The sequence below is a fragment of the Paractinoplanes atraurantiacus genome (assembly GCF_900215205.1).
Classification (GTDB): domain Bacteria; phylum Actinomycetota; class Actinomycetes; order Mycobacteriales; family Micromonosporaceae; genus Actinoplanes; species Actinoplanes atraurantiacus.
Genome location: NZ_OBDY01000029.1, coordinates 132,001 through 145,590 on the forward strand (window position 1 = coordinate 132,001; position 13,590 = coordinate 145,590).

Sequence of the window (13,590 nt, forward strand, 5' to 3'; positions counted from 1 at the left end):
GGAAGGGGCTTGAGAGAAATCCGGCCGAGGCCCCCAGGGTCCGCCGGTACGTTCGGTTGAGGTCGTACGACTGTCGGTCAAAGTGGACGACAACCATCGGTTGGATTGGCCCGCTGGGTCGATTTCGCGACACCTTTTCTTGTTCGCGGGCCGATAGTCTGCCCGGCTATGACTCAAGTGGCCCCGACGGCGGACGTCGATACCCGTGCTTCTCTCGGCGAAGGCACCCGAATCTGGCATCTCGCGCAGATCCGGGAAGATGCCGTGCTGGGCCGCAATTGCAACGTCGGCCGGGGCGCGTACGTCGGGCCGGGCGTCGTCATCGGCGACAACGTCAAGCTTCAGAACCACGCCCTGGTCTACGAGCCGGCCCGGCTCGGCGACGGCGTCTTCATCGGCCCGGCCGCGGTGCTCACCAACGACGAGTACCCGCGCGCCGTCACCCCGGACGGCCGGCTCAAGACCGGCGACGACTGGCACGCGGTCGGCGTGACGATCGGTGAGGGCGCGGCCATCGGCGCTCGTGCGGTGTGCGTGGCCCCGGTGACGGTGGGGCGGTGGGCGCTGGTCGCCGCGGGCGCGGTCGTCACCAAGGACGTGCCCGACTTCGCCCTCGTGGTCGGCGTGCCCGCCCGCCGTATCGGCTGGGTCGGCCGGGCCGGCCGCCCCTTGGAGAGCAAGGGCGACGGCCTGTGGATCTGCCCCGAAACGGGCGAGACGTACAAGCAGGACGGGGAGGGGCTCACCCTCGCTGGGTGATGACCCACCGCCGGTCACAACCCAGGCTGGCCCCATGACCGAACTGCGATACGAGGACCGGGCCGACTTCGACGACGCCGACCGCGGACGCATCGGCGCGCTGGAACCCTGCGTGGTGACCGGTGCCGACGGCCGGGTGGTCTGGGACAACGACTCCTTCGGCTTCCTCGACGGGCCCTGCCCGGACACGGCCAATCCCAGCCTGTGGAGACAGTCGCAGCTCTGCGCCAAGCACGGGCTCTACGAGGTCACCGACGGGATCTACCAGGTACGCGGTCTCGACCTGTCTAACATGACGCTGGTCGAGGGCGACACGGGTGTCATCGTCATCGACCCGCTCGTGTCGAAGGAGGTCGCGGCGGCTGCCCTCCAGCTTTACCGCGTCCACCGCGGCGAGCGCCCGGTCACCGGTGTCATCTACACCCACTCGCACATCGACCACTTCGGCGGCGTCGGTGGCGTCGTCACCGGCGAGGTGCCGATCCTGGCCCCCGAGGGCTTCCTCGCGCACGCGGTGGCCGAGAACGTCTACGCCGGTACGGCGATGCTGCGCCGGGGCATGTACCACACCGGAAGCCCTCTGCCGCGCAACGCGCGCGGGCTGATCGGCACCGGGCTCGGCCAGACCGCCTCCACCGGCGAGGTGACCCTGCTGGCGCCGACCGTATACATCACCCACACCGGCCAGGAGGAGGTCGTCGACGGGGTCCGCATCGTCTTCCAGGTCACGCCGAACACCGAGGCGCCCTCGGAGATGAACTTCTTCTTCCCGGACCGGGCGGCGCTGTGCATGGCCGAGAACGCCACGCACAACCTGCACAATGTGCTGACGCTGCGCGGCGCGGTGGTCCGGGACGCCCGGATGTGGTCGCGCTATCTGAACGAGGCGATCACCCTGTTCGGCGACCGGGCCGGCGTCGTCTTCGCCTCGCATCACTGGCCGGCCTGGGGACGCGAGCGGATCATCAGGTTCCTGTCGCAGCAGCGGGACCTGTACGCCTATCTGCACGACCAGACGCTGCGCATGCTCAACCAGGGCCTGACCGGGGCGGAGATCGCCGAGACGATCGAGCTGCCGCCGGAGCTGGACACCGCCTGGCACGCGCGCGGCTACTACGGCTCGGTCAGCCACAACGTCAAGGCGGTCTACCAGCGCTATCTGGGCTGGTTCGACGGCAACCCGGCACACCTGTGGGAGCATCCGCCGGCGGAGTCGGCCCGGCGCTACGTGGACTGCATGGGCGGCGCCGACGAGGTGGTGGCCAAGGCACGAGGGTATGCGGACGCGGGCGACCTGCGCTTCGCCGCCCAACTGCTGAACGACGCCGTGTTCGCCGACCCCGACCACGCGGGAGCCAAGGCGCTGCTGGCCGAGGTGTACGAGCGGCTCGGCTTCGGCGCGGAGAGCGGCACCTGGCGCAACTTCTACCTGACCGGCGCCAAGGAGCTCCGCGACGGGATCTCACTGGAGAACAGCACCGTGAGCGCCGCCGGCATGGCCCACGCGCTCACGATCGAGCAGCTCTTCGACTCGATCGCGATCCGGGTCGACGGGCCGCGGGCCTGGACGGCCTCGCTGACCATCGACTGGCGCTTCACCGACCTCGGGTCGTCGTTCCGGATGACGCTGTCGAACGGCGCGCTGATCCACTGGCCCGCGGAGGCGGCCGCCGGCGCCGATCTCCGGCTGTCTCTGACGAAGGCGCACCTGCTGGGCATCCTGGCCGGCCGCGGTCTCGAGGGGGTGGAGACCGAGGGCGACCCGAAGGTGCTCCAGGTGCTCGTGGAGCTGCTCGACGAGCCCGACCCGGCCTTCGCGATCGTCACGCCGTGAGACGCCGCCCGGGCTGGCGGGCCCGGGCGGCGCCGTCTCACCGGCGCGCGGCGCGCAACGTGTCGCGCAGCGTGTAGTAGGCCGGCTTCTTGGCGAAGTCGTCCCACATGATCGTCGCCGCGCCCTCGGAGGGGAAGAAGACCGGGACCCATGAATATTTGTCGGTGAAGCCCCAGATCGTGAACGAGTTGCAGCCGTCGACGGCCAGGCAGGCGTCGAGGACCGTCTTGTAGTACGAGGCCTGGGTCGTCAGCTGCTCGGCGGTGGGCACGCCGCTCGCCGGCAGGTCCATGCGCACGTCGAGCTCGGTGATCGCGGTGTGCAGGCCGAGGTCGTCGAAGCGCTGGAGCACGCCCGCGAGCTGGTCGGGCGCCCCGTACCGCATGCTCAGATGCGCTTGCGAGGCGAAGCCGTGCAGCGGCACGCGCTGAGCCAGCAATTGCTTGGCCAGCGACTCATAAGCGTCGACTTTGACGCCCGGCCACTCGACGCCGTAGTCGTTGAGGAAGAGCTGGGCCTTCGGGTCGGCCTGGTGGGCCCAGCGGAACGCGTCGGCCACGATGCCCGGGCCGAGCTCGGCGATGAAGATGTTCTCCTGCCGGTACTCGCCGTTCTCGTTGAAGATCTCGTTGGCGACGTCCCACTGCTGGATCTGGCCGCGGTAGTGCCCGACCACCGTGAAGATGTGGCTCTTGAGGATCGAGCGCAGCTCGGCCTTGGTGAAGGTGCCCTCGTTCAGCCACGCCGGGTTCTGGCTGTGCCACAGCAGCGTGTGACCGCGGACGACCTGGCCGTTGGCCCGGGCGAAACGCACGATGGCGTCGGCCGGGCCGAAGTTGTACCGGTTGCGCTCGGGGTGGATGAACTCCCATTTCATCTGGTTCTCGGGCGAGACCGAATTGAACTCCCGGGCCAGGACCTTCCGGTACGGCCGGTCGTACGTGAACGGGTCGGGATAGGGCTGGTCCACGTGGTGCCCGCCGCCCGCGACGGCGGAACCGATCCGCAAGTCTCGGGGTGCGGCCGCGCGCAGCGTCTTTCCGTGGCCATGACCATGGGCCACTGCCGGTTGAGCACCAAGGGCAAGCAGGGGAAGCGTTAAGAAGGCGACCAGTGCCTTTCTCACAGTGACTCCTTTGAATATGCCGACAGAACGGGCCGGATCGGTGGCGATCATGGGTGCCCGTAACTTCCGGAGTTCCCTCGAAACTTAGGGGGATCAAAGGTGCTCGTCAATGTCCGGGGCACGCTTCACCCCTGGCGCATGAGGCCATTCGGCGGAAAACGACTCATGCTGCGAATGACCTTGTACCGCTCGGCCACGCGGAGGCCGCCATGCCCGACTACCCGCTCATCGCCGACCACGGCCTCATCGGCGACCTGCAGACGGCGGCGCTGATCGCCACCGACGGCACCCTCGACTGGTTCTGCGCGCCCCGCTTCGACTCGCCCAGCATCTTCGGCGCGCTGCTCGACCCGGAACGCGGCGGCCGGTTCGCCATCCAGCCCACCACCGACGACTACACCGCCAAACAGCTCTACCTGCCCGACACCGCCGTGCTCATCACGCGCTTCATGACCGCCGGCGGCGTCGGCGAGGTCGTCGACTTCATGCCGATCGACGGCGACGAGAAGAGACACCGCCTGGTCCGGCTGGTCCGCTGCGTGCGCGGCGAGATGGCCTTCTCCATCGTGGTGTCACCGCGCTTCGACTACGCCCGCGAGCCGTTCGAGACCCGGATGGCCGACGACGGCGTGGTCTTCGAGGGCGCCCGCACCGCGCTCACGGTCCGGTTGATCCGCGAGCCCACCGACCGGCGGGCCGAGGCGCGGGTCGACAACGGCGACGTCCACGCCGAGCTGCGGCTGAGCGCGGGCGAGGTCCGCGGCGCCCTGCTCGAGACCGGCGTCGGCGGCCCCCTGGACGCCGTGCGCGTCGACGAGGCGCTGCGCCTGTTCGACGAGACCGTCGACTTCTGGGAGTCCTGGATCGGCCGCTGCACCTACACGGGCCGGTGGCGCGAGATGGTCAACCGCTCGGCCATAACCCTCAAATTGATGACGTACGCCCCGACGGGCGCCCTGATCGCGGCGCCGACCGCGGCCCTGCCCGAGCAGATCGGCGGCGAACGCAACTGGGACTACCGCTACACGTGGGTCCGCGACGCCTCGTTCTCGGTGTACTCGCTGCTCTCCCTCGGTTTCGACGAGGAGGCGTGGGCGCTCGGCCGCTGGCTGCGCGACCGGGTCGACGAGCAGACCGACAAGAGCGGCGGCGGCCCCCTGCAGATCATGTACCGGGTCGACGGGTCGAGCGACCTCACCGAGGAGATCCTGCCGCACTGGAGCGGCTATCGCGGCTCGGCGCCGGTGCGCATCGGCAACGGCGCCGCCGGGCAGCTCCAGCTCGACATCTACGGCGAGGCGATGGACAGCATCTACGTCGGCGGCCGCAACGGGCTGGCCCCCGGCCACCAGGGCTGGCTGGCCATCCGCGACCTGCTCGACTGGGTCGCGGCGAACTGGTCGCAGCCCGAGGAGGGCATCTGGGAGACCCGCGGCGGCCGGCAGGACTTCACCTACGGGCGGCTGATGTGCTGGGTCGCGCTCGACCGCGGCCTGCGGATGGCCGCCGAGCACGGCCGGCCGGCTCCGCTGGAGACGTGGCGGCGCGAGCGCGACGCCATCTACACCGAGATCATGACCCGCGGCTGGAGCCCGGAGCGGCAGGCGTTCCGCCAGCACTACGGCACCGAGGTGCTCGACTCGTCGCTGCTGCGCATGCCGACCGTCGGTTTCATCACGCCGGGCGATCCGCGCTGGGTCTCCACACTGCGCGCGATGGAGAAGGAGCTGGTCACCGACAGCCTGGTCTACCGGTACGACCCGGCGGCCTCACCGGACGGCCTGCAAGGCTCCGAGGGCACGTTCTCGCTGTGCACCTTCGCCTACGTGTCGGCCCTGGCCGCCTCCGGCGAGCTCGACCAGGCCCGGCTCACCTTCGAGAAGATGCTGACCTACGCCAACCACCTCGGGCTGTTCTCCGAGGAGATCGGGCTGACCGGCGAGCAGCTGGGCAACTTCCCGCAGGCGTTCACCCACCTGGCCCTGATCGACGCCGCGGTCACCCTCGACCGGGAGCTCGACCGGCACCCCCGGGCCGCGGCCCGCCGGCACACCGTGATGGCGGCCCGATGACCACCGTCGCCGTCGCCCCTCCCGCTTTCACTGATCCGCAGATACTCGGGGATGCCCGGGACCTCGTGGCCGCGGTCGCCCGGCTGTCCACCCGGCATCCGGCCTATCCGGCACTGCGCGCGCGGGCGATCGAGGCCTGGCTGTCGCTGGCCCGGCACCTGGCCTACCGCTACATCGGGCGTGGCGAACCGGCCGAGGACCTGCTCCAGGTGGCCGCGCTGGGCCTGGTCAAGGCGGTCGACCGCTACGACGGCAGCCGTGGCGTCGAGTTCACCACGTTCGCCGTGCCGACCATCGTGGGCGAGCTGAAAAGGCACTTCCGGGACCGTACGTGGTCGGTGCGGGTGCCGCGCCGCCTGCAGGAGCTGCGCTCGGCCATCGCCGAGGCCGACAACGACCTCACCCACCGCCTGGGCCGCCGCCCGACCGTCGCCGACCTGGCCGAGGACCTGCGGATCGGCGTCGAGGAGGTGATCGAGGGCATGGAGGGCGCCAGCGCGTACACGGCGGCCAGCCTGTCCGCACCGACCGGCGCCGACGGCGAGTCCGACCTCGCCTCCACCCTCGGCGTCGAGGAACGCGGATATGCCCTGGTCGACCTGCGCCTGGCCCTCGGACCGGCCCTGGACACCCTCGACGAGCGGGAACAGCGCATCCTGGCCCGCGACTTCTACGGCAACCTCACCCAGCGCCAGATCGCCGAGCTCGAGGGCATCTCCCAGATGCACGTCTCCCGCCTGCGCACCCGGGCCCTGGCCAAGCTCCGCCGATATCTTGAAATCTGAAGCGATTCCTTGACCGCCTCCCGCCCGCTGCCGATCACAGAGGGGACAGCAGGACGAGTGAGGGCAGGACACGGTGAAGTCAGCAGGACGCTGGGTGCGCGATCGCAAGGTCGCTACGAAGATCCTCGGAGTGGCGGGTGTGGCCGTCGCGGGCACGGTGGTCACCGGGGCGCTGAGCCTCGGCGGCATCGAGGATCTGCGCAGCGAGCGCAACTCGGAGCTCAAGCGAGCGGTCCCGTACATCAACAGCCTCAACGACGCCGCGCTCGAGGCCAAGGCCGCGGCCAACGACGAGCGAGGCTATCTCATCGCCGGCGACACCGACTTCCGCGACGAGGCGCTCGCCGCCCAGAAGACGGTGAACGCCGAGCTCGCGGACGCCCGCGCCCTCGGCAGCGCCTCCGAACAGGCCACGGTCGACAAGATCAAGAAGGCCACGGACGCCTGGTTCGCGGCGCTCGAGGACGAGTTCAGCACCTTCGGCACCGACCGGCAGGCGGCGGTCAAGGCCGCCTTCGGCGACAACCGCGAGCTGCGCAAGACGTACGAGTCGTTGCTGTCGGCCGAGATCACCCGGGCCAACGAGGCGCTCGTGGCCGGCGAGGAGTTCGACGCCACGGCCGACCACACCCGGGCCGAAGTCATGATCGCCTTCGCCGTCTCGGTCGGCCTGGCGGCGGTGCTGGCCATCGTCGCGGCCCAGATGATCGTGCGGCCGCTGCGGAAGGTCTCCGGGGTGCTCGACGCCGTGGCCGAGGGCGACCTGACGAAGGACACCGACGTCGACCAGCAGGACGAGGTCGGGCATATGGCGCAGAGCCTGCGCCGGGCCACGACCTCCATGCGTACGGCAATGGGAGATCTCTCAGCGCAGGCGAAAGCCCTGGATGAAGCCGCCGCCTCGCTCTCCGCGGTGAGCAGCGAGAGCTCGGCCACCTCGCGGGAAGGCGCCGAGCAGGCCGCCGCCGTGGCCGCGTCGGCCGAGGTGATGTCGTCGAACATCCAGACGGTCGCGGCCGGGGCCGAGGAGATGGGCGCGTCGATCCGCGAGATCAGCCAGAGCGCGACCCAGGCCGCCCAGGTCGCCACAAAGGCGGTCGACATCACGGCCACCACCAGCACGGTGATGGCCCGGCTGGGCGAGTCGTCGGCCGAGATCGGCGCCGTGGTCAAGGCGATCACGTCGATCGCCGAGCAGACGAACCTGCTGGCGCTGAACGCGACGATCGAGGCGGCGCGGGCCGGCGAGAGCGGCAAGGGCTTCGCCGTGGTCGCCTCCGAGGTGAAGGACCTGGCCCAGGAGACGGCGAAGGCGACCGAGGACATCAGCAAGCGGGTCGCCGCCATCCAGGCCGACACGACCGGCGCGATCATGGCGATCGAGCAGATCAGCGAGACGATCGCGCAGATCAACGACTTCCAGACGACCATCGCGTCGGCGGTCGAGGAGCAGACGGTCACGACCAACGAGATGAGCCGCAGCGTGGCCGAGGCGGCGTCGGCCGGCGGCGAGGTGGCGGGCACGGTCGGCCAGGTCGCGGCCTCGGTGCGGGCCACCACGGCCGGCGTCGACGAGGCCCACGAGGCGGCCGGCCGCCTGACCCGCATGTCGGCCGAGCTCGACCAACTGGTCAGCCGTTTCACGATCAGTGGCGCTCCCCGGTCATGATTGACGAGTGCGACTGATCCTCAACATCCTGTGGTTCATCTTCGGCAGCGGCTTCGTGCTGGCCATCGCGTACGGGATCGCGGCGCTGATCTGCTTCGCGCTGATCATCACGATCCCGTTCGGGGTGGCCGCGCTGCGTTTGGCGGTGTATTCGCTCTGGCCGTTCGGCCGCACGATCGTCAGCCGCCCGGACGCCGGCGTCGCCTCGGGCGTCGCCAACATCCTGTGGGTCGTCCTGGCCGGCTGGTGGCTGGCCCTGAGCCACATCGTGGCGGGCGTCGCCCAGTGCGTCACCATCATCGGCATCCCGTTCGGCATCGCGAACTTCAAACTGGTCCCGGCCGCGTTCTGGCCCCTGGGCCGCGAGATCGTCGACCTCGACTGACCACGCTCGGTGCGGTCACCGACCGGGTCTCGGGGGCGAACAGGAAACGCGTGACCGGCACGACGTCGGCGCCGTCCTCCGCGAACAGCCTTCCGATGTCGGGCGAGCCGCCGGCGACGATGGCGGCCTTGCCGTTGAGCCTGCCGGATCGTGTCATTTGCCGCGATGGAAGATGTGACGCTCCGCTGGTTTGAAATGCGGGGGAAGACCCTGACCAGGGGCTTGATCAACTACCTTGGAGGGGCTGTGACGGCGGCCCTATGCAGGGGTTCCGGGACGCCCGTTGTCTTGTAAGCATGAGCGAGTTGAGGGGCCAGGGCGCGCCCGGTTCGGCGGCGCCCGGGTGTGGTCCGGGTGGGGCCGGCGCGGCCGCCCAGCGGGACTACACGCACCCGTCGGCCGGGTGGGGTGCGGCGCGGTCGGTGGGCCAGGTGCTGGCGCGCAGCCGCGAGCCGGTCACCGGTGTGCGGGCGATGCTGAAGATGAACCAGGAGAACGGCGGGTTCGACTGTCCCGGCTGCGCGTGGCCCGACGATCCGAAGGGCCTGCATCTCGACCTGTGTGAGAACGGCATCAAGCACGTCACCTGGGAGATGACCGGCAAGCGTACGGACCGGGCCTTCTTCGCCCGGCACACGGTGACCGAGCTGTCGGGCTGGAGCGACTACGCCCTGGAGAACCAGGGGCGGCTCACCGAGCCGATGCGCTACGACGCGGCCACCGACAAATATGTGCCGATCGGCTGGGACGACGCGTTCGCCCTGGTCGGCCGGCACCTTCAAGCCCTGGACAGTCCACACGAGGCCGCCTTCTACACCTCCGGGCGCCTGGCCAACGAGGCCACCTTCCTCTACCAGCTATGGGTGCGCGAGTTCGGCACCAACAACCTGCCCGACTGCTCCAACATGTGCCACGAAGCGAGCGGGCGGGCGCTGACGGCGTCGATCGGCACGGGCAAGGGCACCGTCGACATCACCGACTGGGAGCGGGCCGACCTGATCTGGGTCATGGGCGTCAACGCCGCGTCGAATGCGCCCCGCATGCTCACGGCGCTCTCCGACGCGTACCAACGCGGCTCGAAGATCGTCCACATCAATCCGCTGGTCGAGGCCGCGTCGCGGCGCACCATCGTGCCGCACGAGTTCGTGGCCATGGGCACGTTCCGGTCGACGCCGACCGGCAGCATGGACGTGCAGCCGCGCATCGGCGGCGACCTGGCCCTCGTGCGCGGCGTGGCCAAGGTGGTCTTCGAGCGGGACGCCCTCGACCACGAGTTCCTGGCCCGGCACACGACCGGCCTGGCCACCTATCGGGCGCGCTGCGCGGGCACCTCCTGGACCGAGATCGTCGAGGCGTCCGGGGTGGACGAGGCGACCATCCGTACGCTCGCGGAGGGTTACATCGAAGCGAATCGCACCATCATCGCGTGGTGCCTCGGCGTCACTCAGCAGGACCACGGCGTCGACACGGTCCGTGAGATCGTCAACCTGTTGCTGCTGCGCGGCAACATCGGGCGCGAGGGTGCCGGCCCGTGCCCGATCCGCGGGCACAGCAACGTGCAGGGCAACCGGACCTGCGGCATCGACCACCGGCCCTCCCCCGCCTTCCTCGACAAGCTGGCCGAGGTCTGCGGAATCGACCCGCCGCGCGAGCACGGCCTCGACACCGTGGCCACGCTGGAGGCCATGAACGAGGGCCGGGTGAAGGTCTTCGTCGGCATGGGCGGCAACTTCGCCATGGCCGCGCCCGACACGGCGTACACCATCGCCGGTCTTCGCAAGTGCGCACTCACCGTGCACGTCAGCACCAAGCTCAACCGAAGCCATCTGGTCCATGGCGCGGACGCGCTGATCCTGCCGTGTCTGGGGCGCACGGAGCGTGACCTTCAGGCCTTGGGCGAGCAGGTGATCACGGTCGAGGATTCGATGAGCATGGTTCACGCGTCCCGGGGCCATCGCCGGCCGGCTTCGCCGGACCTGCTCTCCGAGCCGGCCATCATCGCCGGTTTGGCGCGGGCTTCACTTCCCGGCAGCCGTACGCCGTGGAAGGCGTACGTCGCGGACTATGACCGCATTCGTGACACGATGGCCCGGGTGCTCGACGGCTTCGAGGGCGTGAACCACCGGGCGCGGCAACCGCACGGGTTCCGCCTTCGTCAGCCGGCCCGCGAACGCGTGTGGCTGACCCCGACCGGCCGGGCCGCCTTCTCCGACAGCGGCCTGCCGGCGCTGGACCCCGGCGACGGCTGCCTGATGCTGGGGACGATGCGCTCGCACGACCAGTGGAACACGACGGTCTATTCGGACAACGACCGCTACCGGGGCCTGAGCAACCTGCGCACCGCCGTCTTCCTGAACCGCGACGACATGCGGCGGCTCGGCCTGTCCGAGTTCGATCGGGTGGACGTGACGTCGTACGCCAAGGACGGCACCACCCGCAGCGTGTACGGCTACCGCGCGGTCGCCTACGACCTTCCCGCGGGCAACGCGGCGGGCTACATGCCGGAGATGAACGTGCTGTGCGCGGCGGGCGACTACAGCCCGCAGAGCGGCCAGCCGCTGATGAAGCACCTGCGCGTCAAGGTGCGCAAGGCCGCGGTCACATCGAGCGAATGACCGCGATCGCCCAGCTCATCCGCCGGGCCGAGGCTTCGGGGTGCTCCCCCGTCTCCTCGGCCAGGCGGGCCGCGCATCCGCGGATTCCGAGCGCGTGGAGGGTGACGGTGATGGCCGCACGCACCTGCACGGCGGTGGGCTGGTCGGAGGGCTGAAGCCGCGACGCGAACAGCGCCTCGGCCCGGGCCGTGTCGAAGGTGGTCCGCCTTTTCACCGCCGACCGTAGTCGCTGGGGTGTCGCCGCGCTCTTGCTGAGGGTTGTGGTCGACATGCCAGTTACCCTCGTCCTTCCACGGCCGGGTGTCATCGAGGCCAGCGCCCACCCGCCACTACCAGCCAGCAGGCATCAGCTGCTCGGCCAGCCGGTCCAGTCCGTCTCTGATCAGCCGCCCGTATTCGGTGTCGCCGAGAGCGCCCATCCCTTCCCGTGCCTGCGCAAGGTGTTCGCGGGCTCGGGTCAGGTCGCCGAGCCGGCGGTGACAGTCGGCCAGGCTGAGATGCAGCGACGGGTACAGCGCGGCCACAGTCATCGGCACCCCAGCCTCGGCCACCCGCTCGTCGCTGAGCCGGCCGGCCGCCGCCAGGGCGCGCTGGTCCCAGAGCAGCTCCTGGCGGACGTCGTCCTGCACGTCGGCCGCCGAATGCGCGAGCACACACACGTGCAGCGGATCGCCGTCCTCACCCCCGATCTCCGCCCAGATCCGCGCGAACTGCTCACGCGCCCCGTCCCGGTCACCTCGCCCGTGGTGCAGCGCAACGGCTTCACCGATGCGGTCGAGCGTCGGATCTGTGGCCACCGGCACATCCCATCACAACGCCGTCAAAATTCCCGCCGCGGTCGTTAGAGAACCGTCAAAACCCTGCTGCTGTACGGGGTTGACGGCGTTGATTCGACACGTGAACGACGAAGTAGGTGCGTGTAAACCGGCAATACTGACCGGCATCGTTCTGGCCGGTTTGGCGGTCCTGTCCTGGGAAACGCACGACACCCCGGTTCCCACGAGCACCGAAACGGCGGCGGCTCCCCACCTCACCACGCTGGGCGTGGGCGCTCTCGTGCTCGCACTGCACCTGTTCCTGCTCCACCGCTGCCGGCACACCACCAACCGCGCCGTCCTGACGGCGACGGCTACCCTGGCGGTGCTGATCTGCACGGCGCTGCTCGTGACCGGCCACCAGGCCCAGCGGATGCGCTCCCCCAAGCACGAGTCGCTCGACTCCCTGCTGCTGCGCGGCCGCCCGGCCGCGGTCAGCTACGAGCCGGCAAGCGCACACGTCGTACCGAGCCCACACAACACCCCCCACCCCCGACGCTCCGGAGCCACTCGCGCGTCACGCCATCAGCGGGCTGACAGAACGCCGGAAACGGAGACCGCCCCGGCAGTCGGAGAGCATTTACCGAATTCACCCCTCAGCCTGTCGAGTGATTCTTCGTCGAGATTTCGACTGGCGCCATTCGTGGTAGCAGAACAGGCTCACTGCTAGTCGACAGCAAAATTCTTCGCTCACGAGTCCGGTGTCGCCGACGATTGCGCGGTGCGATCAACCCGCATAACGCCGCGTGCCGCTCAGGCTGCGCCGGAACGTTCGATGCTGAATGGTGCGACCGCCGCCTGCGCCCGAGATTCATCGCTGCGCCTGGCGATCCACACTGCCCGGCGGACCCGGTCCGCGCGGTGCCCTCCGCCGACGCCGCCACCTCGACCCGCGCTTCCACTTCCGCTTGCCCTGCCGTCTCGGCCTGCACTGCCGCTTCAGCCAGGGCGGTCGACTCGGTCCACACTGCCGCTTCAGCCAGGGCGATCGGCTCGGCCTGGACGGACGGCTCGGCCTGGACGGACGGCTCAGCCTGGACGGACGGCTCGGCGCTCGCCAGCATCTCGGCCTGGGCCGACTCCGCCGGCGCAACCATCTCGGTTTGTGCGGCCGGACTGCCCGCGCGGCCGACAGGCGCAGCCAGCGGCACGCCGTCCGGGTGGTCAGCGGCTACCGCCTGGTGAACGGGATCGCTCGGACCCGGGCGCCGCACCCACTCGATGTCGTCGTCCCATATGAGCGGCGGTATCCGCTCGAACGGATCATGCAAGCCCAGCTCCCCGCACAACCGCGAACAGCCATGCAGCCGGCACAACTTCAACGCATGACGCCGTTTCAGTCCCCACCGCCGCCGGTCCGCGTGATCGCGACAGAACTCCACCATGTCCGGCGAATGACTCGGCACTCCGGACCAATCCCGCCAAGCCGTTATGTCAGACCTCGAAAAGAACCTTGGGTTCTTGCGGTGGTTGCAACACCTGACGGGTTGGGGTCAGGGTGGGTCAGTCATCAGGGGAGCGGGAGTGGCG

The 13,590-nt window shown here is 69.7% G+C and carries 11 protein-coding genes; 8 read left to right on the forward strand and 3 right to left on the reverse strand.

What is annotated here, in order from left to right:
* Positions 1 to 168 precede the first annotated feature (168 nt).
* Complete coding sequence (locus CRP55_RS41520; protein ID WP_097327496.1) at positions 169 to 759, forward strand: acyltransferase; 591 nt, start codon at positions 169 to 171, stop codon at positions 757 to 759.
* Between the two features lie 34 nt (positions 760 to 793).
* Entirely contained in the window at positions 794 to 2,593 is a 1,800-nt protein-coding gene (locus CRP55_RS41525; protein ID WP_097327497.1) for an alkyl/aryl-sulfatase, read from the forward strand.
* A gap of 37 nt (positions 2,594 to 2,630) precedes the next feature.
* On the opposite strand, the gene CRP55_RS41530 is transcribed toward CRP55_RS41525, so the two are convergent.
* Positions 2,631 to 3,563, reverse strand: coding sequence for an endo-1,4-beta-xylanase (locus tag CRP55_RS41530; protein WP_245923693.1), 933 nt, complete (start codon positions 3,561 to 3,563; stop codon positions 2,631 to 2,633).
* A 365-nt stretch (positions 3,564 to 3,928) separates the two neighbouring features.
* Here CRP55_RS41530 and CRP55_RS41535 point away from each other — a divergent pair, with 365 nt between their 5' ends.
* From CRP55_RS41535 to CRP55_RS41555, 5 genes are all read left to right on the forward strand, one after another.
* Positions 3,929 to 5,791: a glycoside hydrolase family 15 protein gene (locus CRP55_RS41535; RefSeq protein ID WP_097327499.1), complete on the forward strand. Its 1,863-nt coding sequence runs from the start codon at positions 3,929 to 3,931 to the stop codon at positions 5,789 to 5,791.
* Positions 5,788 to 6,576, forward strand: a complete 789-nt coding sequence (locus CRP55_RS41540) for a SigB/SigF/SigG family RNA polymerase sigma factor (RefSeq protein WP_097327500.1) — start codon at positions 5,788 to 5,790, stop codon at positions 6,574 to 6,576. Before CRP55_RS41535 ends, CRP55_RS41540 begins: the two co-directional genes overlap by 4 nt.
* Before the next feature lie 94 nt (positions 6,577 to 6,670).
* Positions 6,671 to 8,245 carry a methyl-accepting chemotaxis protein gene (locus CRP55_RS41545; RefSeq protein ID WP_179855564.1) on the forward strand — a complete coding sequence of 525 codons (1,575 nt, stop codon included), beginning with the start codon at positions 6,671 to 6,673 and terminating at the stop codon, positions 8,243 to 8,245.
* 7 nt (positions 8,246 to 8,252) lie between these two features.
* Positions 8,253 to 8,630 carry a YccF domain-containing protein gene (locus CRP55_RS41550; protein WP_097327502.1) on the forward strand — a complete coding sequence of 126 codons (378 nt, stop codon included), beginning with the start codon at positions 8,253 to 8,255 and terminating at the stop codon, positions 8,628 to 8,630.
* A gap of 296 nt (positions 8,631 to 8,926) precedes the next feature.
* Entirely contained in the window at positions 8,927 to 11,245 is a 2,319-nt protein-coding gene (locus CRP55_RS41555) for an FdhF/YdeP family oxidoreductase (RefSeq protein WP_097327503.1), read from the forward strand.
* Here the strand turns inward: CRP55_RS41555 and CRP55_RS41560 are convergent.
* On the reverse strand, positions 11,229 to 11,516 hold the full coding sequence (locus CRP55_RS41560) for a hypothetical protein (protein ID WP_245923694.1): 288 nt from the start codon (positions 11,514 to 11,516) through the stop codon (positions 11,229 to 11,231). The genes CRP55_RS41555 and CRP55_RS41560 overlap by 17 nt on opposite strands.
* A 58-nt stretch (positions 11,517 to 11,574) precedes the next feature.
* A complete protein-coding gene (locus CRP55_RS41565) occupies positions 11,575 to 12,042 on the reverse strand; it encodes a hypothetical protein (protein WP_097327518.1) in 468 nt (155 codons plus the stop codon).
* 100 nt (positions 12,043 to 12,142) lie between these two features.
* Here CRP55_RS41565 and CRP55_RS53600 point away from each other — a divergent pair, with 100 nt between their 5' ends.
* Positions 12,143 to 12,730: a hypothetical protein gene (locus CRP55_RS53600; RefSeq protein ID WP_179855565.1), complete on the forward strand. Its 588-nt coding sequence runs from the start codon at positions 12,143 to 12,145 to the stop codon at positions 12,728 to 12,730.
* Positions 12,731 to 13,590 lie beyond the last annotated feature (860 nt).